The sequence below is a fragment of the Nonomuraea sp. B12E4 genome, assembly GCF_039871825.1.
Lineage (GTDB): Bacteria > Actinomycetota > Actinomycetes > Streptosporangiales > Streptosporangiaceae > Nonomuraea.
Window position 1 is genome coordinate 329,593 of record NZ_JBDPME010000005.1, and the last position, 20,108, is coordinate 349,700.

The following is a 20,108-nucleotide window of genomic DNA, read 5'->3' on the forward strand; positions in this document are numbered from 1 at the left end:
TGCCCCGTACTCCAGATTCGGTCAGAGCCCGCCCCGCTTGCGCAGGGCGGCGACATCCAGCAGCGTGATGGTCCGGCCTTCGATGGCGATGAGGTTGCGCGCCGCGAGTGACTGCAGGGCCCGGTTGACCGCCGGCCGTGACGCGCCGATCAGCGCCGCCAGGTCGGACTGGGTCAGCCCGGGCAGGTCCACCACCGCGTCGGACCGGCCGTGCCGGTCGGCCAGTTGCAGCAGCAGCTTGGCCAGCCGCCCGCCCAGGTCCAGGAACGCCAGGTCGGCGGCCTGGTCGGTGAGCCGGCGCACCATGTGGCCGAGCATCCGCAGGAACTCGTCGGCCAGCCCGGGATGCTCCCGCATCATCTCCAGCAGCCGTGCCCTGGGCAGCGCGAACACCCACGCGGGCCGCACCGTGACGATCGACGCCGAGCGCGGCGAGCCGTCCAGCAGCGCCATCTCGCCGAAGGTGTCTCCCCGGCCCAGCATGTTGAGCACGATCTCGTCGCCGTGCTCGGTCGTGAACACCACCTTCGCCAGGCCGTCCAGCAGCACGTAGAGGGACTCTCCCGGATCCCCCTGATGGATGATGATCTGCCCGGGGCGGTATCTCCTCGCCACCCCGGCGCGCACCGTGCTCAGGATGCCGCTCTCTCCGAGTACGCGGAACAGCGGGATCTCCGCCAGCACGGCCGCGACCGGCTGGATGTCCTGTGGAGCCCCACTGTGCCCGTTCATGCAAGAACTCTAGGCCGCAATCCGCGCCGGGGCAGTATGTGGTAAGCGATCTCCCGGATGTGACGAGGACCACACTCGCACTGTCACCCCCGAGACAGCCCTGTCGGATCACCCGGAGCACCGTGGACGTGCCGGCCGGTAGTGGCCCCCCGAGTACCCGTGCCGGCAGGGAGAACGACATGCACCTGGAATCCACCATCGAACGACTCGACACGGCAACCCTGGTGTCGGCCGCGCAGGACGGCGACGGCGAGGCGTGGGAGCGGCTGGTCGAGGAGTTCACGCCCATGCTCAAGGCGCGCATCCGCCGCTTCCGGCTCAGCCACGAGGACGCCCAGGACGTGTTGCAGACGACCTGGCTGCTGGCCTGGCAGAACCTGCGGAGCGTGGCCGACGGCCAGCGCATGGCGGGGTGGCTGGCCACGATCGCCTTCCGCGAGTGCCTCAAGCTCAGCAAACGGACCAGGGAGATCTGCACCCCTGATCTCGACTCACTGGGCAGCACCGACGACGTGGATCGCGAACTGGCCAGGATCTGGCTGGCCGGCACGCTGGAAGAGCTGGTCGAGGAGCTGCCGGCGGCACAGCGGGTCCTCTTCAGAGCGCTCACGGAAACCTCCGAGCCCCACTACGTGGACGTGGCGCGCAGGCTGGGCAGGCCGGTCGGGAGCATCGGGCCCACCCGAGCCCGCTGTTTCGCGAAGCTACGCGGGCTTCTGCAGGCCCGCGAGATCACCCGCGACTTCCTGGACTGATCTGTTGCGGTCGCTATTTGGCCGACGGGTCAAGCTGGATCGCCTCCAGGAACGGCTCGAAGTCGAAATGCGCCATCTCGTACGCGTCCGGGTCGCTCTCCGTCGGATAGAGGTAGTACTTGCGCCGTGGCCGGCCCAGCTCGGGCCGGTTGTCGAACATGTCGCTGATGGCCTGGGGCACCAGCCCCCGCTCCATCTCCTCCGCGAGCCCGTCGGCGACGCCCTTGGCGAAGGGCACGTCGTAGAGCGCGGCCACGTGCTGATAGACGCGGAAATAGCTGACGATGAAGCGCATGCGGTCGGGGTAGGAGACCCAGTTGGCCACTCCGGCCGTGGCGGTCGCGGGATCATCGGTGATGAACTCCGCGGCCAGCTTGCCGACCTTCTCGTGCTGGATCGGCCTCCACGTCCTGGCCAGGTCGACGCCGTCGGGCGGGGCCAGCGGCTTGCCCACCTTGATGTCGCTGAGCGGCGTGCGCACGTAGAACAGGTGGCGGGTGTAGAGGGCGGCCCACAGGTCCTCGAGCTTGCGGGTCAGCCACGGCTGGTCCTCGTGCCGCGCGCTGTAGAGGCGGAACCGGGGGAAGGGCCTGCGGGTGACCAGTGAGCGCAGCGACCGCCACGACACCCGGGTCAGCCACCGGACCGGCCGGTAGAGGACCAGCTCCAGGGCCTTCTGCGCGCGTGCCTGCTCGTAGGCGGACAGGGCGATGTTGGCCCCGAACATCAGCTCGGCCCGGACCTCGGGATCGGTGGCCTGCTTGGCCTCGATCAGTAACTGCGCGGCGTCCTTCAGGTAACGCTCGTCGGCCGGCGACAGCAGCTCCGTCAGGAACTCCGGCGGCGCCGGCGTCAGCTCCGACTCCGGGCTCACCTTCAGGTAGCGGTCAGGTGCGTCGTTCCACAGGTTGACCGCCAGGCTGGCCGTCTCCAGGAAGATCGCCCGGTTGGCCAGCGCGAGCCCCAGCTCGTAGCTGGGACCGAGCAGGGTGAGCAGCATCGCCCGGAACAGCCGCCGGAAACGGGCCGGCACCCTGAACCGGCGGCCGAAGTCCGTGATGAACGGCGAGTTCGGGCTGAGGTCAAGGCTCTCTCCAATGGCCTTGGACGTCCAGGTGGCGTAGCAGTACCAGTTGTTCGCGTCCTTGCCCAGGTGCTGGGCGAGGTCCCCGGCGACGCGGTGGTAGCTGTAGGCGATGACCATCGCTTCGAGCGCCGGGCTCCGGTCCTTGTAAGCGGCGATGCGCAGCACGTCGTCCGCGGTCATCGGAGTGTCGGACATGGGGTCTCCCGTTATGTGGTCCCGTCGCCTCAAGGTGATTAGAGAGCCCTTGGCGGCGTCAGATACACGGCGGCCCTGTCGTGCCCCGTGGCCACCGGCAGGAGATTAGGACGCGTGACTTGCGGCAGGCTTGCAGGTCGGTCTCAACGGTCCGCCGGCAGGCACCCTGAACAGCGGCGACTTCAGCCCCAGCGCCACTGGGCGCCCCGGGCGGCCCCGGCCCGGGGCGGCGACGGTCATTCCTTGACCGTGATCTTGCTGATCACCACGAATCCGCCGAGCGTTCCAGGCGTGCCGGCGGCGGTTACCGTGGTGAGATTGACCACCAGGTCATACGTGCCGGCGACGAGCTGGCCGCGCATGGGAATGGAGGCGGTGTATCTGCCGGAACCTGGAGTGAAGGTCATCTCCGCCGGGGGCGAGGGGTGCCGGGACTCACCCCCTCCCAGCAGGTCCGCGATGATCTCCAACTGCCAGCGGCCCGCCAGCCAGTCGACGAGCTCTCCGGTGACCTCCCAGCTCACGTCTACGGTCCAGCCCTCGCCGCGCCGCACGACGTCCGTCGGCTGCGCGCCCGGGTCGACCACCTGGCCGTGGAGAACACCTGCCAACTGCTCGGCCGGTACTTTCATCACCTGAAATTCTCCGGTCGCCATGTGCGCTCTCCTTTCCGGGTGGGACCCAGGTCCCCGTGTGAAGGTGCAGAGCGATGGCACCGGCCGGTAAATACGCGTCCGTTCTGGAGATAAAGCTGGGAGAAGCCCCAGTTCTCCTCCAGGTTCGGCCCGGGGGCGCGCTTGGCGGCGATCACGTGGCGGGCGTGCGCGTCGTGGTCCTGCGAGACCACCCCCATCCAGTTGGTGAACCCGTAGGAGATCCCGCCGCCCCACAGCTCCGGCCGTACCCTGGCCAGCCAGTCGTCCAGCTCGGGCACGGTGGGCGGGTTCAGGTTGACGATGACAGGCAGGCCGGAGCCGGCGGCCTGGGACCAGAGGCGGTAGACCTCGGCCAGATATTCGGCGTGGAACCGGCCCCAGTCGGCCTTCGCGAGCGGGCCCGCCGCCCCGTCCGGGGGTCCGACGGCGGTCCAGTCCGGGTGCGCGGTGCCGTACACGGCGTCGTAGGCCGCCAGATCCCCGTACCAGGCCCGCAGCCGGTCGCGGAAGAACGCCGGCCCGGCGGCCCGGCGCAGGGCACGGCCACGGTCCCGGTGAAGATCGTCAACTTCCCGTGACGTTTCAGCGCAGGCGCACCATGTCGCGGCTCAGCTCGGCGACCCCGCCGACGCCCAGCAGTTGCAAGGTGCGTACGAGCTCGGCGCGCAGCAGGTCCAGCACCCGCCGCACGCCGGGCTCGCCCCCGGCCATCAGGCCATAGAGGTAGGCCCGGCCCACGAAGCAAGCCCTGGCGCCGAACGCGAGCGCGGCGGCGATGTCGGCCCCGGTGCGCACGCCGCCGTCCAGGAAGACCTCCGTGCGGTCCCCGACGGCGTCCACCACCTGGGGCAGCAGCTCCAGCGGGGTGGCCGAGCGGTCGAGCTGCCGGCCGCCGTGGTTGGACACCACGAGCCCGTCCACCCCGACGGCCGCCAGCTCCTTGGCGTCGTCGATCCGCTGCACCCCCTTGACCAGCAGCTTCCCCTGCCACGCCGACCGGATCCAGGCCAGGTCGTCGATCGTCACCGAGGGGTCGAACATCAGGTTGGTGATCTCCGCGAGGTCGTCGGGCGCGCCCTCCACCGTGGCGAACTTCAGCGGCTCGCTGGTGAGGAAGTCGAACCACCACGCCGGGCGCCACACCGCCTGCAGCACGCTGCGCCAGTGCAGGGACGGCGGGATCGTCAGGCCGTGCCGCACGTCCCGCAGCCGGGCCCCGGCCACCGGCACGTCCACGGTCACCACCAGCACGTCCATGCCCGCCTCGCGGGCCAGGGCGAGCGTCTCCAGGTTGCGCGGGCGGTCGCGGACGACGTAGAGCTGGAACCAGTTCCAGCCGCCGGGGGCCGCGGTGGCGACGTCCTTGGCGCTCGTGGTGCCCATCGTGGACAGGGTGTAGGGGACGGCGGCCCGCTCGGCGGCCCGGGCCACGGCCCGCTCGCCCTCGCGGTGCATCATCCGGGTGAACCCGGTGGGCCCCAGCATGACCGGCATCGCGATCCGCCTACCCAGGATCTCGACGGAGGTCGGGGCCTCGCTCACGTCACGCAGGACACGCGGGCTGAACTCCACCCGGTCGAAGGCCGCCACCGCCCTGTGCATCGACCGCTCGCCCTCGGCCGCGCCGTCCACATAGTCGAACACCATGCGCGGCGCGCGTTTCGCGGCGAGCCGCCGCAGGTCGGCGACGTCGGCCGCGACCGCCACCCGCTGCGCCCTGGTCAGCAGGGGGCGGCGGGGCAACACGGCACGCAGCTCCCGCCATTGCGGCAGCCTTCTGGGCTCCCTCGGTGTCGTCATGATGTTGGTCACGTTACCCAACCGGCCCGGGGGCGTACCGTGAAAGGGTGATCTTCGACTGGACGGCCGAGTGGCGGGGGCTCGCGGGCGGCGGGAGCGCGTCCCTGGCCCTCGGCGCCGAGCTGGTGGCCCGCTGGGCCGAGCCGCACCGCCGCTACCACACCCTCGACCACCTGGACGCGGTCCTCACCGCGGCCGACCGGCTGGCGGAAGAGGCGGAGGACGTCACGGCGGTGCGGCTGGCCGCCTGGTTCCACGACGCCGTCTACGACGGGCGGCCCGGCTGGGACGAGGAACGCAGCGCCCAGCTCGCGCAGTCCCGCCTGCCCGGCTGCGGCGTGCCCGCGGCGCGGGTGGCGGAGGTGGCCAGGCTCGTGCGCCTCACCGCCGCCCACGACAGGCTCGCCCCCGGCGACCGCAACGGCGCGGTCCTGTGCGACGCCGACCTGGCCGTGCTCGGCCGCCCCGGATATGACGACTATGCGGCCCGGATCCGCCAGGAATACGCCCGCGTGCCCGACGCGGCGTTCCGGCAGGGGCGGGCCGAGGTGCTGCGCCGGCTGCTGGCCGCGCCGCGCCTCTACCGGACCCCGCGGGCCCGGGAGCTGTGGGAGGAGCGGGCCCGGGCGAACATGGCGGGCGAGCTAGCGGCGCTTGCGGCGGCGCAGACCGGCGGCGATGAGCCGCTGTAGCAGCTCGCGGGAGCTGACCGCCTCCGCCCCGAGGGCCACCGCCCGGGCGTGCGCGCTCTCCGGCACGTCGTAGTGGTCCCGGTCGAAGGCCCGGTGCGGCATTCCGAGCCGCACCGCGAAGTCGTGCAGCTCCTCCAGCGAGCTGTCGCTGACCAGATGGGACCACATCAGGCCGCGCGGCCCCGGCCAGATGGGCGGATCGATGAGAACGGTCACGACCTTGAGCGTACTCAGGCGTTCATCTCTGGCTTTTTGCTGTCTGGCGTCGAAAGACCTTGCGATGCGTTGCCGTGATGGCCTGGTGCACTCTGCGGATAGGTGGGCGGCCAGGAAGCGGGAGCTTACCCCCTTGTCGTCGGCTCGTTGGGCGGGGGCGATCACGAAGGCATCCCATGATCAGTGGGCGCTCGCCCGCCGTTGCCAGCTCGCCCGCGTTCACATGGTGGCCGCAAGCGCTTCCGGCGGCTCATCTCCGGGATCCCGACTGGCAAACTCCGCACACGGCTGACTTGCATGGCCGAGCGTGTGGGTATCGCGATCATCGCGGTAGATCCGGCATATACCTCCAAGTGGGGCGCCCAGCACTGGCAAAAGCCCATGGCCACGCCCCGCCGTAAGACCACCCGTCACGATGCGGCCAGCATCGCGATCGGACGGCGCGCCCAGGGGCATCCGATCCGGCGACGGGCGACACCGCCCCCTGCACACCGGAGTGATGGGCAGGGGCATCGGATCGTCCAGGCCGGATCGGATGCCCCTGGGTGTGAGGAACCCCGCCTCCGCATTCTCGGGCCATGGACACGATCCGTGCCGCCCGGAAGCGGCGAGAATGCGGGAGACCAGTGCGCCCAAGACCGTTCGGGGCGTGCGGCTGAGCAGGGGATCTGGCAGGAGGCATTACCCCCGCTCAGCCCCTAGGAACGGTAGGACGCGCTTGCGCACGCTCAGCTCGCCGAGGTCGGTCACCACGATGTCCGCACCCGGCGCGGGCACGCCGCCGTCCCTGGCCACCGCGATGACGAGGCCGAACCCGCCCTTCCTGGCCGCCTCGATCCCGGGCAGGGTGCCCTCCACCACCGCGACCTTGGCGGCGGGCAGCGCCAGCCGCCGGGCCGCCTCCAGGAAGAGCGCGGGATCGGGCTTGCCCGGCAGGTTCATGTGGGCCGCGTCGTTGCCGTCCACGATCAGGTCGATCAGGTGGCTGACGCCCGCGGAGGTGACCAGCTTGCGGCCGTGCAGGCTGGCCGAGACCGCCACCGTACGGGCGCCCCGGCGGCGCAGCTCGTGCAGCAGGCTCACCGTGGAGGGGAAGGCGGCCACGCCGTACTTGTCCACCTGGTCCACGAAGAGCCGGTCCTTGGCCAGGCCCAGGCCGTGCACCGTGGGGGCGCCCGGCTCGTCGCCGGGCGTGCCCTCGGGCAGCGTGATGCCGCGTGCGGTCAGGAAGGTGCGGATGCCGTCGAGCCGCGGGCGGCCGTCCACGTGGCGCAGATAGTCGTCGCGGATGTCGAACGGTGCCGAGCGGCCGCGCAGGAACGCGTCGAAGACGTGCTTCCAGGCGGCCGCGTGCCCCCGCGCGGTGTCGGTGACCACGCCGTCGGTGTCGAACACGACGGCGCCGATCTCGGTCAGGTCGATGACGGGCTCGTCCACACTGTGAACGTAGCCCTTCTACCAGGCGACGGGTAGCTCCTTGACGCCGTAGACGATGGCCAGCTCGCGGAAGGGCACCTCGCCCGCGACGCGCAACCCGGGGAAGCGGCGCAGCAGGGCGGGGAAGGCGATGCGCATCTCCATCTGGGCCAGCGGGGCGCCGATGCAGCGGTGGATGCCGTGGCCGAAGGCCAGGTGGGAGCCCGCGGACTCGCGGCCCGGGCGCACCTCGTCCATGGCCTCGCCCAGGGCCGGGTCGCGGTTGGCGCCGGCCAGCGAGCACAGCACCATCTCGCCCTTCTTGATCTGATGACCGTGCAGCTCCAGGTCATCCCGGGCGAAGCGCGGGAAGGCGACCTGGACGACCGTCATGTACCGCAGCAGCTCCTCGACCACGTCGTTGATGTAGCCGTCGACCTCGCGCACCTTGTCGGCTTCCTCGGGGTGGCGCAGCAGCCACAGTGTGCCCAGGGCGAGCATGCTGGTGCTGGTGTCGTGGCCGCCGGTGAGCAGCCCGTCGGCCATGCTGGCGAGGGTGCGGTCGTCCAGCTCGTCGCCGTGCGCCCGCAGCAACTGGCCGAGCAGTCCCTCGCCCGGGTTCTTCCGCTCCCGCGCCACCAGGTCCGTCAGGTAGGTCATCGCGTCGTTGATGGCCTGGAGCGAGGCCTCGGGGCCGGCCGTGAAGTCGAAGCGGTCCTTGCTGAGCTTGACGAAGTCGGCGCGCTCGTCGTACGGGACGCCGAGCAGCTCGCACACCACCAGCGACGGGATCGGCAGCGCGAACTCCGCCACCAGGTCCACCGTCGGGCCCATGGCCTCGATCCGGTCCAGGTGCTCGGCGACCATGGCCTCGATCCGCGGCTCCAGCCTGCGCAGGCGGCGCATCGTGAACTCGGGCGTCAGGTATTTGCGCAGCCGCGTGTGCTCGGGCGGGTCACGGAACCCCAGGCCGCCCGGGTCCTCCTGGTTGGAGCCGAGCCCGATCACGCCCGCGAAGTCGTTGCTGAAGCGCTCGTGGTCGCCCAGGACAGCGCGTACGTCCTCCCAGCGGGTCACCAGGTAAACCGTCTGGCTGCCGGGAATCTCCATCGGGAAGACGGGGTGCTCGGCCCTGATGCGCCCGAGCTCGGCCACCGGGTCGAACTCCTCGCGCATGAACTGGACCAGCGGAAAGTCTGCTGTGTCTGACATCGATATCCGTCCTGCTGGGATACATCACACCATGTTGGGATAAATCCCTGCATAGATGGTCCCATCCGGAAGCACGGATCGTGCCCTCCGAAAGGACGAATTTACCCCTCATGCTTGGGCATATCGGCGTCTGCACGGATTGCCCTCAATCCCCGTTCACCCGGCGGCCCGCGTTCACGCGGCGCCCCCGTTCGCCCGGCAGGCCCGTTCGCCCAGCGGTGTCAGGCCCTGCTCGCCTCGCCGATCTCGGACCGGTCGCGGGCTAAGATCGGTGGCTCGGGCGGAACCGCCGCGACGGGCTGGGAGGGCGGCGCGGGCTTGGGCTTGCGGGGCTCGCGCACCCCGCCCTCGCCCCCGCGCGGATCGTCGAGCGGGGAGTCTCCCTCATCGGGTCCGTGCGGCTCTCCGGGGCCGAAACCGGGCAGCCAACTGGGTGCCCCACCGGTAAGAGCACGGCGTCGGCGTGATCGCTTGCTCACAACCTCATTGTGCGCCGCGTCCCTGGCCAGGGCCATCCCGATTCCGTACCTCTCACCACATGGGCACCCTCCAGGGGAGGCGGCCGGGGCGGGGAGCATCGTGGGTCATGATGGTGGGACTGGTGGGAATCCGGGGCAAAATGGGACGGCAACCGTCGTTTGGCGTACAAGAAGGCGACATTCTGCGATGATCTCGTCGCATAGAGCCGGAGCCAGAGCCCCCACGGATAGTGACAGATGCCGACATTCGAGGAAATAACAGCCTTCATCGCCGAGAAGCCGCTCCCCACCGCCGTCATCGCGCTGCTCAGCCTGGTGGGGCTGGCGCTCGCGTTCCTGGTGATCAGGGTCGCCTGGCGCGCCCTCACCTGGTTGTTCAGCCGGTACGTGGCGCAGCGTCCCATCGAGGACGTGCTGACCATCGTGGCCGCGTCCATCGCCACGGGCGTGTCCGCGCAGGGCATGTGGCGCTTCTCCGGTGATGTGCTGGGCCTGGATGGGCCGCTCCGGCTGCTGCTGTTCGCGTTCATCGAGGTCGCGATCATCACCTCGGCCGTCCGCGCCCGCCGCAACATGCGCGAGAACTTCTCCGCCGGCATCGACGGCATCGCCGTCTGGGCGCTGACCTGCCTGACCGCCGTACTGTCCAGCATGGACGCGCGCAGCCTGCCCGAGGCGATGTTCCGGCTGGCCGCGCCGCTGGTGGCCGCCTGGCTGTGGGAGCGCGGCATGGCCATCGAGCGCCACCGCATCCGCGGCACCGGCCGCATCAACTGGCGCCTGACCCCCGAGCGCATGCTGGTCAGGATGGGGCTGGCCGAGGTCAGCGACCGCACGGCCAGCGAGGTCGACGCCCACCGCAGGCTGACCAGGGTCGCCCTGGCCGCCAAGCGGGCCAAGGCGCTGCGCGACAGCGGCGGGTCCGAGCGGAAGATGCGCGCGGCGCTGGCCAGACTCGACAAGGCCATGGACCAGGCCGTCGAGCACACCGGGCTGGCCGTGGACGAGTCCCGCCAGGAGGCGCTGCTGGCCCAGATCGCCGCCCTCTACAACACCTCCGCCCTCATCGACGCCGACCCGCGCGTCCCGTGGGAGCCCGAGGCCGACCACCGCCCGGTGCCGGCCCGCCCGGCGCTGCCGCCCGCGCTGGCCGAGCTGGTCGATGAGGAGGACGAGGACATCGAGGTCCTCGACACCACCCCGCAGGTCGTCGACACCGCCCAGCGCGCCGCGCTGATGCGGGCCGCCCGCGACTACTGGGACCGGCAGATCGCCAAGGGCATCGTCCCGCGTACGGTGGACATCGCCCAGGAGATCGGGCTCTCGCTGTCCACGGCGCGCGAGTATCGTGCCCTGTGGAAGCTTGAGCCGCAGGCGCACGCCCTCATCGAGGCGCTGTACCAGCAGCACGGCATCGTCGACACCGGCGCCTTCCCCGTCCTCGGGGCCGACGGGCGGGTGCTGGCCAAGTCGTAGGGGGAGCACGTTTGCGGGAGCGCACGCTCGAACGCGTCAGGAAGCTGCTGGCCAAGGCCGAACGCACCGACAACGAGCACGAGCGGGCGACGTTCATGGCGGCCGCCTCGGCGCTCATGGCCAAGCACGGCATCGACTCGCTGCCTCCCGCGGGCACCCGCCAGATCCCCGGCGACCGCATCGTCACCCTGCCCGCCCCGTGGGCCAGGGAGAAGGCCCGCCTCGTCAGCCTGGTCGCCCAGGCGGTGCGCTGCCGGCCGCTGCTCATCGGGCAGGGGGACGGCGGGCAGCGGGTGCACGTGTTCGGGTTCGCCGCCGACCTCGAACGGGCCGACCTGCTGGCCACCTCGCTACTGCTGCAGATGGCCTCGGGGCTGGCCCGCGTGCACCCGCCCGCGGACGTCGCCGGCGTGCGGGCCTACCGGCGGTCGTGGCTGCTGGGGTTCACCGACGAGGTCTACCGGCTGCTGTGCGCGGCCGAGTCCCGGGCCGCCGAGGCCGGTACGGGTGCCGCGCTGGTCCTGGCCGACCGCCGGGCCGAGGTGGAGCGGGCGGTGGCGGACCGCTATCCGCGCGTCCGCATGAGCGTGCCCAGGACCAGCGGCACCGGCTATCGGCACGGAGTGGCGGCAGGCCGCCGCGCGGACCTCGGGCGTACCGGCATGAGCAGCGCCTGCGCCGGCGAGCTCACCTGAGCGGGAAACCGGCGAGCCCACCTGAACCGGAACCGGCGAGCTCACCCCAGCCGGCGGGGTAAGCCCGTTCCGGAGGTCCGTTTGCGATGATGAGAAACGGGCATAAGCGCGCGCACGGAACGCAGTCCTGCCGAAGCGAGACCGGTCACCGTGAACGCATCCCCCCGCATCATCACCGCCGACCACCTCCGCGATCTCGCCAGTGACCTCCTGACCGCCGCCAAAGTCCCCGCGGACACCGCCCGGATCGTCGCCGCGTCCCTGGTCGAGGCCGACCTCGCCGGTCACGGGTCGCACGGCGTCCGGCGGCTCGTGCCCTACCTCGACCGCATCGAGGCGGGCGTGATCGTCCCGGAGGCGCGCCCGGAGGTGGTCGCGCGCCGCGGCGCGACCGCCGTCGTGTCCGGACGGCGCGGCTTCGGGCAGGCCGCCGCCGGCCTGGCCATGGAGGAGGCCGCCGCACTGGCCGCCGCGCACGGCGTCGGCGTGGTCGCGATCCGGGAGTGCAACCACGTCGGCAGGCTCGGCGAGTACGCGGAGACGCTGGCCCGCCGGGGACTCATCGCGCAGGTCGTCGGCAACGCCGACCCCACGGTGGCCCCCCACGGCGGGCACCGCAGGATGCTCGGCACCAACCCCATGGCCTGGGCCGTGCCCCGCGCGGGCGGCGCGGCTGTGGTCATGGACTGGGCGACGGCCGCCATGGCCGAGGGCAAGCTGGGCCTCCTGCGCGCCGCCGGGACGCCGGCACCGGACGGTGTGCTCGTCGATCTCGCCGGCCGCCCGTCCACCGACCCGGACGACTTCTACCGGGGCGGGGCGTTGCTGCCGTTCGGCGGCCACAAGGGGTACGGCCTCAGCGTGCTCATCGAGCTGGTCGGTGGCCTGCTCACGGGCACCGGCACGGCCTGCTCGCCCGAGTACGACGGCACGTTCGGCACGGTGATCACCGCGGTGGACATCGGCGCGTTCGTCCCCCTGACGGACTACGTCGCCCAGGTCGAGTCGTTCTGCCTGGCCCTGCGGGCCTCGGGTCCCGGTGTGCTGGTGCCGGGGGAGCCGGAGGCCGGGACCCGTGCGACCAGGCTGGCGGAGGGTGTCCCCGTGCCCGCGCCGGTGTGGGCGGAGCTCGCGGTGCTCGCCTCGCGGGCCGGCGTTCCGTGGCCTGACACGCCCCCTGGAGGTTAGATGTCCGCCACACCCGAGTTGAAGCGCGTCGTCACCGGTGCCCTCGTCGGCACCGCCCTGGAGTGGTACGACTTCTTCATCTACGGAACCGCCGCCGCCCTCGTCTTCAACCGCCTGTTCTTCACCGATGCCGATCCCGCCACGGGCACGATCGTCGCGTTCGCCACGTTCGGCGTGGGGTTCGTGGTCAGGCCGTTCGGCGGCATCCTGTTCGGCCACCTCGGCGACCGGATCGGCCGCCGCTCCACGCTGATCATCACCACCGTGATCATGGGCGTGTCCACCGGGCTCATCGGCCTGCTGCCCACCTATCCCGCCATCGGCGTGTGGGCCCCGGTGCTGCTCACGCTGCTGCGGGTCTGTCAGGGGCTGGGTGCGGGCGCGGAGTTCGGCGGTGCGGCGACGTTGCTGGCCGAGCACGCCCCGCCGGCCCGGCGCGGCTTCTACGCCTCCTTCGCCCAGACCGGCGTGCAGATCGGCCTGGTGCTCGGCACCTCGGTGTTCCTGCTGGTGCAGCTCCTGCCTGAGCCGGACATCACCTCCTGGGGCTGGCGGGTGCCGTTCCTGCTGAGCTTCGCGTTGATCGGGGTGGCCCTGTACGTGCGGCTGCGGGTGGCCGAGTCGCCGGTGTTCCGTGAGATGGAGCGGACCCGCGAGATCGTCAAGCTGCCGATCAAGGACACGCTCGCCCGGTACCCGCGTAACTTCCTGGTCGGCGTCGGGGCGCACATCTGCGACACGGCTGTCGTCTACACGCTGGCCACCTTCAGCGTCGCCCACGCCACCGGCCAGCTCGGCCTGTCCAACCGGACGGCGCTGTTCGGGGTGGTGCTGTTCGGGCTGACCGTCATCGTGCTGCAGCCGGTGTACGGCAATCTCTCCGACCGGATCGGGCGGCGGCCGCTCAACCTGTTCAGCGTGGTGTTCGTGGCGGCCTTCGTCTTTCCGTACTTCGTGATGGTCAACACCGGGGTCGCCTGGGTGGTGTGGCTGGCGATGATGATCATGGGGGCGTTCGGGTTCGCTCCTCAGGTGGCCGTGCAGCCGGTGTTCTACGCCGAGCTGTTCGGGGCACGGGTACGGTACACCGGGTTCGCGGCCTCTCGTGAGCTGGGTGCGGCGCTGGCAGGGTTCTCGCCGCTGATCGGCGGGGTGCTGGCGGCGCGGCTGGACGGTGCGCCGTGGCTGGTGGCGGCCTTCCTCGCCGGGACCGCGGTGATCTCGTTCGTGGCGTTCTACGCGTCTCGGGAGACCAAGGACATGGACATCACCGCCACGGACGCGGTGGCCAGGGGAACCGCCACGGACCCGGTGGCGGACCCGGAGGGTGGACGACTGGTGGAGGAGTAGCAGCGCATGGACATCAACGGGACGGTCGCCGTGGTCACCGGCGGAGGCACCGGCATCGGTGCCGCGGTCGCGGAGAGCCTGGCCAGGAAGGGCGCGGCGGGGGTGGTCGTCAACTACTCGCGTTCGGCCACGGAGGCCGAGGAGACGGTCGCCCGGCTGGAGGGCATGGGCTGCAAGGCCACGGCCATGGCCGCCGACGTGTCGGACGACGCCGCCGTACGCCGGTTGGCCGAGCGCGTACGCGCCGACTACGGCCGGGTGGACGCCCTCATCTGCAACGCGGGGACGACCAAGTGGGTGCCGTTCCCCGATCTGGAGGGGCTCACTGACGAGGTGTGGCAGCAGATCATGGGGGTCAACCTCATGGGCGCCTTCTACTGCGCCCGTGCCTTCGCCCCCGACCTGCGGGCCGCCCGAGGCGCGATCGTGAACGTGGCCTCCGTCGCCGGGCTGCTGGGCACCGGCTCCTCCGTGGCGTACGGGGTGAGCAAGGCCGCCATGATCCAGCTCACCCGTGACCTGGCGGTGGCGCTCGGGCCCGACGTCAGGGTGAACGCGGTGGCGCCCGGCATCGTGGCGACCCGCTGGCACATCGACCGGGTGGGGGAGCAGGTCTTCCAGGAGATGACCGCCAAGGAGGGAGCGAGGGCGCCGCTGCGGCGCACGGCGGAGCCGGAGCACGTCGCCCAGATGGTGGTCGCGCTGCTGGAGTCGGACATGGTGACGGGGGAGGTGCTCGTCGGGGACGGCGGCCGCCACCTCATGTACTGACGGCGCCTCCCCGGGCCGGGCAGGGCGGGTCTGGTCAGGTCAGGGCGGACGAGACCAGGGAGCGGGCCTCCTCCTGCACCTTGGCCAGGTGGCCGGGGCCCCTGAAGGACTCGGCGTAGATCTTGTACACGTCCTCGGTGCCCGACGGCCGGGCGGCGAACCAGGCGTCGCGCGTGGAGACCTTCACCCCGCCCAGCGCGGCGCCGTTGCCGGGCGCCGACGTCTGCACCGCCGTGATCGGATCGCCCGCCAGCGAGGAGGCCGTCACCTGCTCGGCGGTCAGCCTGCCCAGCACGGCCTTCTCCGCGCGGGTGGCCGGGGCGTCCGTCCTGGCGTACGCGGGCTCGCCGAACCGCTCGGTCAGCCCCCGGTAACGGGCGCCGGGCGATTCGCCGGTGACGGCCAGGATCTCGGAGGCCAGCAGCGCCAGGATGATGCCGTCCTTGTCGGTGGTCCACACCGAGCCGTCGCGGCGCAGGAACGACGCCCCCGCGCTCTCCTCGCCGCCGAATCCCAGCGTCCCGTCCAGCAGCCCCGGGACGAACCACTTGAAGCCGACCGGCACCTCGTGGAGCCGCCGGCCCAGCGACTCGGCGACCCGGTCGATGACGCCGCTGCTGACCATGGTCTTGCCCACCCCGGCGGCGGCGGGCCAGCCGTCCCGGTGGGTGTAGAGGTAGGAGATGGCGGCGGCCAGGAAGTGGTTGGGGTTCATGAGCCCGCCGTCGGGGGTGACGATGCCGTGCCGGTCGGAGTCGGCATCGTTCCCGGTGGAAATATCGTATTTATCGCGGTTGGCGATCAGCGAAGCCATCGCGTACGGCGACGAGCAGTCCATCCGGATCTTGCCGTCCCAGTCGAGCGTCATGAACCGCCACGCCGGATCGACCAGCGGGTTGACCACCGTCAGGTCCAGGCCGTGCCGCTCGCCGATCTCCCCCCAGTAGGCCACGCTCGCCCCGCCCAGGGGATCGGCCCCGATCCGCACCCCGGCCGCCCTGATGGCGTCGAGGTCCACGACGGATGGCAGGTCGTCCACGTACGTACCGAGGAAGTCGTATCGTCCCGCCAGGCCCAGCGCCCGCGCGTACGGGATCCGGGCCACGCCCTTCAGCCCGTCCGCCAGCAGCCGGTTGGCCCGGTCCTGTATCCACCCGGTGGCGTCGGTGTCGGCGGGACCCCCGTTGGGCGGGTTGTACTTGAACCCGCCGTCGGCGGGCGGATTGTGCGACGGCGTGATCACGACGCCGTCGGCGAGCCCGGTCGTGCGCCCCCGGTTGTGCCGCAGGATCGCGTGCGAGACCGCGGGCGTCGGCGTGTAGCCGTCGCGCGTGTCGACCAGCACCTCGACCTCGTTGGCCGCGAGCACCTCCAGCGCCGACACCCGCGCGGGCTCAGACAGCGCGTGCGTGTCGATGCCCAGGAACAGCGGCCCGTCGGTGCCCATGGACTTCCGGTATTCGCAGATGGCCTGGCTGGTGGCCAGGATGTGGTCCTCGTTGAACGCCGAGTTGAGCGCCGACCCCCGGTGCCCCGACGTGCCGAACGCCACCCGCTGCCCCACCTCCCCGGGATCGGGGTGCAGCGCGTAGTAGGACGTCACCAGCCTGGCGACGTCGATCAGGTCGTCGGGCCGGGCGGGCTGTCCCGCGCGTTCGTGCGTCATGAGGCCACTTTACAAATCCGCCCCCGTGGAAACGGGACAACCCCTGACGGCGTGGGAGGATACATTCGTCAGTCACCAGAATGGAGTTCTGTTCGATGCGCTACGGATATTTCCTGAGCGAGCCGCGAGGGTCCGATCCGATCGGTGAGCTGCGTGACCAGATCGCCCAAGCGGCAGAGAACGGCTTCAGCTCCGCCTGGCTCTCCCACATCTTCGGCCTCGACGCCCTGACCGCCCTGGCCGCGGCCGGCGCCGGCGGCCCCGCCATCGAGCTCGGCACGTCGGTCGTGGCGACATACCCGCGCCACCCGGCCGCGCTCGCCCAGCAGGCCATGACCGTCAACGCCGCGCTCGGCGGGCGCCTGGCGCTCGGCATCGGCCTGTCGCACCAGGTCGTGATCGAGAACATGTTCGGCTACAGCTTCGACCGCCCGCTGCGGCACATGCGGGAATACCTCGACGTCCTGATCCCGGCCGGCCGGGGCGAGCAGGTCGAATACGCGGGCCAGACGGTCAGGGCCAACCTCCGGCTGACCGGGCCGGGCGCCGGCTTCCCGGTGCTGATCGCCGCGCTCGGCCCGCGCATGCTCGCCCTCGCGGGCACCGTGGCCGACGGCACGATCCTGTGGATGACCGGCCCGAAGACGGTCGCGGGGCACGTCGTGCCCACGATCAGGGCGGCCGCCGCCGAGGCGGGCCGCGAGGCCCCCCGCGTCGTCTGCGCCCTGCCCGTCTGCGTCACCGACGACCCCGCCGCCGCCGTCGCCCGCGCCAACGAGGTCTTCTCGGTGTACGGGCGGCTGCCGTCCTACCGGGCCATGCTCGACAGGGAGGGCGCGGCCGGCCCCGGCGACGTGGCGATCGTCGGCGACGAGGACACCGTCCTGGCCAGGATCGGCGAGCTGGAGCAGGCCGGGGTGACCGAATTCGTCGGCTCCATATTCTCCGGCCGGGAACGTACGCAGGCGCTGCTGAACCGCGCGGCGAAGAGCTAGATCGGCAGACATGACCCGGAAACTCCGGCAGAGTGGAGCGCGTGTTACTGGGCATCGATGTCTCGGACTGGCAGGGCGCCGTCGACTGGCCGGAGCACGCGGAGGCCGGCGTGGGCTTCGCCTTCGCCCGGGCCACCGACGGCGTCGAGAGCACCGACCCGTGCTTCACGCGCAACTGGGACGGCATGGGCGAGAGCAGGCTCGTGCGCGGCGCGTACCACGTGGCCAGGCCCGCGGGTGACCCGGTCGAGCAGGCACGCCACTTCGCGGCCGTGATCAGGTCCGCCGGCGGGCTTTCCCCAGGCGACCTGGTCGCGCTCGACCTGGAGAGCGACGACGGCCTGCGCCCCCAGCAGGTGGCCAGGCACGCGCGCCGCTGGTGCCACCAGGTCGGAAGACACCTCGGGGTACGGCCGTTCGTGCGCACCTTCCACGCCTTCGCCCGCGGCGGAAACTGCGCCGGCCTGGCAGAACACCCGCTGTGGATCTCCGGCCCGGACAGACCGCGCGGCCGGCCCGCCGTGCCGCCGCCCTGGCGCGCGTGGGCGATCCACCAGTACGCGCACAGCCCCGTCGATCTCGATCTCTTCCCCGGGAGCCGGGAGGAGCTGGCAAGCCTGGGGTTTCACCCGCGATAACATCGGGTTCACGATTCGAACCAGCCTCGGTGCCGGGCATCGAGGGCGATCCTAGGGAGTCACCGTGTCAGCCGAGCTACGCATCACCCTCGCCGGAGCCGAGCGTGTGGTGGCGGCCGGCACGACGGCCGGCGAGGCGCTGGAGGCCGACGGGCGCACGGTCATCGCGGCCCGGGTCAACGGCGAGCAGCGCGACCTGGCGCACCCGCTGGCCGAGGGCGACGCGGTCGAGCCGATCGAGATCTCCAGCGAGGCCGGCAGGGCCATCGTCCGCCACTCCACCGCCCACGTCATGGCGCAGGCGGTGCAGGAGCTGTTCCCCGAGGCCAAGCTGGGCATCGGGCCGCCGGTGGAAAACGGCTTCTACTACGACTTCGACGTCAGGCAGGCGTTCAACCCCGACGATCTCAAGCGCGTCGAGAAGCGCATGCGGGAGATCGTCAAGCAGGGGCAGCTCTTCTCCCGCCGGGCCGTCTCCGACGACGACGCCCGCGCGGAGCTGGCGGCGGAGCCGTACAAGCTGGAGCTGATCGGCCTCAAGGGCGGAGCCGTGGCGGAGGCCGAGGAGCACGCGTCGGTCGAGGTGGGGGCCGGGGAGCTGACCATCTACGACAACCTCGACCCCAAGAGCGGCGAGCTGTGCTGGAAGGACCTGTGCCGCGGCCCGCACGTGCCCTCCACCCGGTCCATCCCGGCGTTCAAGCTCATGCGCTCCGGCGGCGCCTACTGGCGGGGCAGCGAGAAGAACCCGCAGCTCCAGCGCATCTACGGCACCGCGTGGGAGTCCCGCGAAAAGCAGGACGAATACCTCGCGCTGCTGGCGGAGGCCGAAAAGCGCGACCACCGCAAGCTGGGCGTGGAGCTCGACCTGTTCAGCTTCCCGCCGGAGCTGGGCAGCGGCCTGCCGGTCTTCCATCCCAAGGGCGGGATCATCCGCAAGGAGATGGAAGACTACATGCGCAGGCGGCAGGCTGAGGCGGGCTACGAGTTCGTCAACACCCCGCACATCACCAAGTCGTCGCTGTTCGAGACCTCGGGCCACCTGCCTTGGTATGCCGACGACATGTTCCCGGCGTTCGAGCTCGAAGGCACCGAATACCGCGTCAAGCCGATGAACTGCCCGATGCACAACCTGATCTTCCGGGCGCGCGGGCGTTCCTACCGGGAGCTGCCGCTGCGGCTGTGCGAGTTCGGCTCGGTCTACCGCTACGAGAAGTCGGGTGTGGTGCACGGCCTGACCCGGGTGCGCGGCATGACGCAGGACGACGCGCACATCTACACCACCCGGGAGCAGATGGCCGACGAGATCCAGTCGCTGCTGAGGTTCGTGCTCAGCGTGCTGAGTGATTTCGGGCTGTCCGACTTCTACCTGGAGCTGTCCACCCGTGACGACTCCGACAAGTTCATCGGCGATCCGGCCGAGTGGGAGGAGGCCACCGAGGCGCTGCGCCAGGTGGCCACCGAGTCGGGGCTGCAGCTCGTGGACGACCCGGGCGGCGCGGCCTTCTACGGGCCGAAGATCTCCGTGCAGGCCAAGGACGCGATCGGCCGCACCTGGCAGCTCTCCACCATCCAGCTCGACCTCAACCAGCCCAAGCGCTTCGGCCTGGAATACCAGGCGGCCGACGGCAGCCGGCAGACCCCGGTCATGATCCACCGGGCGCTGTTCGGCTCGGTCGAGCGCTTCCTCGGCGTGCTCACCGAGCACTACGCCGGCGCCTTCCCGCCCTGGCTCGCGCCGGTGCAGGTGGTGGGCATCCCGATCGCCGAGGCGCACGTGCCCTACCTGCAGGACCTGGCCAAGCGGCTGCGCGCGGCCGGTGTCCGGGTCGAGGTCGACGCGGCCGACGACCGCATGCAGAAGAAGATCCGCAACGCGCAGAAGGCGAAGGTGCCCTTCATGCTGCTGGCGGGCGACGACGACATCGCCAACGGCGCGGTGTCCTTCCGCTACCGCAGCGGCGAGCAGAAGAACGGGGTGCCGGTGGAGGAGGCGATCGCCGAGATCGTCAACGCCGTGGAGCGCCGCATCCAGGTCTGACCGGGCACCGCTCGGCGTTCGGCTGGAGCGGGTCGTGTCGCCCGCTCC

At 71.3% G+C, this 20,108-nt stretch carries 20 protein-coding genes; 10 read left to right on the forward strand and 10 right to left on the reverse strand.

Translation table 11 applies throughout. The features are described 5' to 3' along the window. Nucleotides 1-21 precede the first annotated feature (21 nt). The gene (locus ABGB18_RS15220) at nucleotides 22-732 is read right to left on the reverse strand and encodes a Crp/Fnr family transcriptional regulator (protein WP_347696120.1); all 711 of its coding nucleotides are present in this window, start codon (nucleotides 730-732) and stop codon (nucleotides 22-24) included. A 179-nt stretch (nucleotides 733-911) separates the two neighbouring features. Between ABGB18_RS15220 and ABGB18_RS15225 the strand changes: the two genes are divergently transcribed. Continuing rightward, entirely contained in the window at nucleotides 912-1,487 is a 576-nt protein-coding gene (locus tag ABGB18_RS15225; protein WP_347696121.1) for a sigma-70 family RNA polymerase sigma factor, read from the forward strand. Nucleotides 1,488-1,500: 13 nt separating this feature from the next. Here ABGB18_RS15225 and ABGB18_RS15230 read toward each other — a convergent pair whose 3' ends face one another. From ABGB18_RS15230 to ABGB18_RS15245, 4 genes are all read right to left on the reverse strand, one after another. After that, nucleotides 1,501-2,769, reverse strand: coding sequence for a hypothetical protein (locus ABGB18_RS15230; protein ID WP_347696122.1), 1,269 nt, complete (start codon nucleotides 2,767-2,769; stop codon nucleotides 1,501-1,503). A 236-nt stretch (nucleotides 2,770-3,005) separates the two neighbouring features. Beyond that, nucleotides 3,006-3,425 (reverse strand): hypothetical protein, encoded by a 420-nt coding sequence (locus ABGB18_RS15235; RefSeq protein ID WP_347696123.1) that lies wholly within the window; start codon nucleotides 3,423-3,425, stop codon nucleotides 3,006-3,008. After that, nucleotides 3,401-3,883 carry a hypothetical protein gene (locus ABGB18_RS15240; RefSeq protein ID WP_347696124.1) on the reverse strand — a complete coding sequence of 161 codons (483 nt, stop codon included), beginning with the start codon at nucleotides 3,881-3,883 and terminating at the stop codon, nucleotides 3,401-3,403. Before ABGB18_RS15240 ends, ABGB18_RS15235 begins: the two co-directional genes overlap by 25 nt. A 124-nt stretch (nucleotides 3,884-4,007) precedes the next feature. Beyond that, on the reverse strand, nucleotides 4,008-5,225 hold the full coding sequence (locus ABGB18_RS15245) for an alpha-hydroxy acid oxidase (protein WP_347696125.1): 1,218 nt from the start codon (nucleotides 5,223-5,225) through the stop codon (nucleotides 4,008-4,010). Between the two features lie 47 nt (nucleotides 5,226-5,272). Between ABGB18_RS15245 and ABGB18_RS15250 the strand changes: the two genes are divergently transcribed. Further along, nucleotides 5,273-5,917, forward strand: a complete 645-nt coding sequence (locus tag ABGB18_RS15250; protein ID WP_347696126.1) for a metal-dependent phosphohydrolase — start codon at nucleotides 5,273-5,275, stop codon at nucleotides 5,915-5,917. Here ABGB18_RS15250 and ABGB18_RS15255 read toward each other — a convergent pair. The 4 genes from ABGB18_RS15255 to ABGB18_RS15270 all read right to left on the reverse strand — a co-directional run bounded on the left by ABGB18_RS15255 (nucleotide 5,870) and on the right by ABGB18_RS15270 (nucleotide 9,240). Continuing rightward, on the reverse strand, nucleotides 5,870-6,133 hold the full coding sequence (locus tag ABGB18_RS15255) for a DUF4031 domain-containing protein (RefSeq protein ID WP_347696127.1): 264 nt from the start codon (nucleotides 6,131-6,133) through the stop codon (nucleotides 5,870-5,872). The two genes, ABGB18_RS15250 and ABGB18_RS15255, sit on opposite strands and share 48 nt — an antisense overlap. Nucleotides 6,134-6,814: 681 nt before the next feature. Further along, complete coding sequence (locus ABGB18_RS15260) at nucleotides 6,815-7,570, reverse strand: HAD family hydrolase (protein ID WP_347696128.1); 756 nt, start codon at nucleotides 7,568-7,570, stop codon at nucleotides 6,815-6,817. 18 nt (nucleotides 7,571-7,588) lie between these two features. Next, entirely contained in the window at nucleotides 7,589-8,761 is a 1,173-nt protein-coding gene (locus tag ABGB18_RS15265; RefSeq protein WP_347696129.1) for a cytochrome P450, read from the reverse strand. 221 nt (nucleotides 8,762-8,982) lie between these two features. Beyond that, nucleotides 8,983-9,240, reverse strand: a complete 258-nt coding sequence (locus ABGB18_RS15270) for a hypothetical protein (RefSeq protein WP_347696130.1) — start codon at nucleotides 9,238-9,240, stop codon at nucleotides 8,983-8,985. A gap of 237 nt (nucleotides 9,241-9,477) precedes the next feature. On the opposite strand from ABGB18_RS15270, the gene ABGB18_RS15275 reads away from it, so the two are divergent. The 5 genes from ABGB18_RS15275 to ABGB18_RS15295 all read left to right on the forward strand — a co-directional run bounded on the left by ABGB18_RS15275 (nucleotide 9,478) and on the right by ABGB18_RS15295 (nucleotide 14,720). Further along, entirely contained in the window at nucleotides 9,478-10,716 is a 1,239-nt protein-coding gene (locus ABGB18_RS15275) for a hypothetical protein (protein ID WP_347696131.1), read from the forward strand. An 11-nt stretch (nucleotides 10,717-10,727) separates the two neighbouring features. Continuing rightward, nucleotides 10,728-11,411 carry a DUF2786 domain-containing protein gene (locus ABGB18_RS15280; protein WP_347696132.1) on the forward strand — a complete coding sequence of 228 codons (684 nt, stop codon included), beginning with the start codon at nucleotides 10,728-10,730 and terminating at the stop codon, nucleotides 11,409-11,411. A gap of 150 nt (nucleotides 11,412-11,561) precedes the next feature. Continuing rightward, nucleotides 11,562-12,599, forward strand: a complete 1,038-nt coding sequence (locus tag ABGB18_RS15285; RefSeq protein WP_347696133.1) for an Ldh family oxidoreductase — start codon at nucleotides 11,562-11,564, stop codon at nucleotides 12,597-12,599. Beyond that, nucleotides 12,600-13,949, forward strand: a complete 1,350-nt coding sequence (locus ABGB18_RS15290) for an MFS transporter (protein ID WP_347696134.1) — start codon at nucleotides 12,600-12,602, stop codon at nucleotides 13,947-13,949. A 6-nt stretch (nucleotides 13,950-13,955) separates the two neighbouring features. Then, nucleotides 13,956-14,720: an SDR family oxidoreductase gene (locus ABGB18_RS15295; protein ID WP_347696135.1), complete on the forward strand. Its 765-nt coding sequence runs from the start codon at nucleotides 13,956-13,958 to the stop codon at nucleotides 14,718-14,720. A gap of 34 nt (nucleotides 14,721-14,754) precedes the next feature. Here the strand turns inward: ABGB18_RS15295 and pgm are convergent, their stop codons facing one another. Further along, nucleotides 14,755-16,386, reverse strand: coding sequence for a phosphoglucomutase (alpha-D-glucose-1,6-bisphosphate-dependent) (gene pgm / locus ABGB18_RS15300; protein WP_347696136.1), 1,632 nt, complete (start codon nucleotides 16,384-16,386; stop codon nucleotides 14,755-14,757). A 95-nt stretch (nucleotides 16,387-16,481) separates the two neighbouring features. On the opposite strand from pgm, the gene ABGB18_RS15305 reads away from it, so the two are divergent. From ABGB18_RS15305 to thrS, 3 genes are all read left to right on the forward strand, one after another. After that, nucleotides 16,482-17,381: a TIGR03564 family F420-dependent LLM class oxidoreductase gene (locus tag ABGB18_RS15305; protein WP_347696137.1), complete on the forward strand. Its 900-nt coding sequence runs from the start codon at nucleotides 16,482-16,484 to the stop codon at nucleotides 17,379-17,381. A 41-nt stretch (nucleotides 17,382-17,422) separates the two neighbouring features. Further along, nucleotides 17,423-18,019, forward strand: a complete 597-nt coding sequence (locus ABGB18_RS15310) for a GH25 family lysozyme (RefSeq protein WP_347696138.1) — start codon at nucleotides 17,423-17,425, stop codon at nucleotides 18,017-18,019. Nucleotides 18,020-18,083: 64 nt separating this feature from the next. After that, nucleotides 18,084-20,060: a threonine--tRNA ligase gene (gene thrS / locus ABGB18_RS15315; RefSeq protein WP_347696139.1), complete on the forward strand. Its 1,977-nt coding sequence runs from the start codon at nucleotides 18,084-18,086 to the stop codon at nucleotides 20,058-20,060. Nucleotides 20,061-20,108: the final 48 nt, after the last annotated feature.

Excerpts from the sequence above, each read along its gene's own strand:
- ABGB18_RS15220 (WP_347696120.1), bottom strand. The coding sequence starts at position 732 with ATGAACGGGCACAGTGGGGCTCCACAGGACATCCAGCCGGTCGCGGCC.
- ABGB18_RS15225 (WP_347696121.1), top strand. The coding sequence starts at position 912 with ATGCACCTGGAATCCACCATCGAACGACTCGACACGGCAACCCTGGTG.
- ABGB18_RS15230 (WP_347696122.1), bottom strand. The coding sequence starts at position 2,769 with ATGTCCGACACTCCGATGACCGCGGACGACGTGCTGCGCATCGCCGCT.
- ABGB18_RS15235 (WP_347696123.1), bottom strand. The coding sequence starts at position 3,425 with ATGGCGACCGGAGAATTTCAGGTGATGAAAGTACCGGCCGAGCAGTTG.
- ABGB18_RS15245 (WP_347696125.1), bottom strand. The coding sequence starts at position 5,225 with ATGACGACACCGAGGGAGCCCAGAAGGCTGCCGCAATGGCGGGAGCTG.
- ABGB18_RS15265 (WP_347696129.1), bottom strand. The coding sequence starts at position 8,761 with ATGTCAGACACAGCAGACTTTCCGCTGGTCCAGTTCATGCGCGAGGAG.
- ABGB18_RS15275 (WP_347696131.1), top strand. The coding sequence starts at position 9,478 with ATGCCGACATTCGAGGAAATAACAGCCTTCATCGCCGAGAAGCCGCTC.
- ABGB18_RS15290 (WP_347696134.1), top strand. The coding sequence starts at position 12,600 with ATGTCCGCCACACCCGAGTTGAAGCGCGTCGTCACCGGTGCCCTCGTC.
- ABGB18_RS15295 (WP_347696135.1), top strand. The coding sequence starts at position 13,956 with ATGGACATCAACGGGACGGTCGCCGTGGTCACCGGCGGAGGCACCGGC.
- pgm (WP_347696136.1), bottom strand. The coding sequence starts at position 16,386 with ATGACGCACGAACGCGCGGGACAGCCCGCCCGGCCCGACGACCTGATC.
- ABGB18_RS15305 (WP_347696137.1), top strand. The coding sequence starts at position 16,482 with ATGCGCTACGGATATTTCCTGAGCGAGCCGCGAGGGTCCGATCCGATC.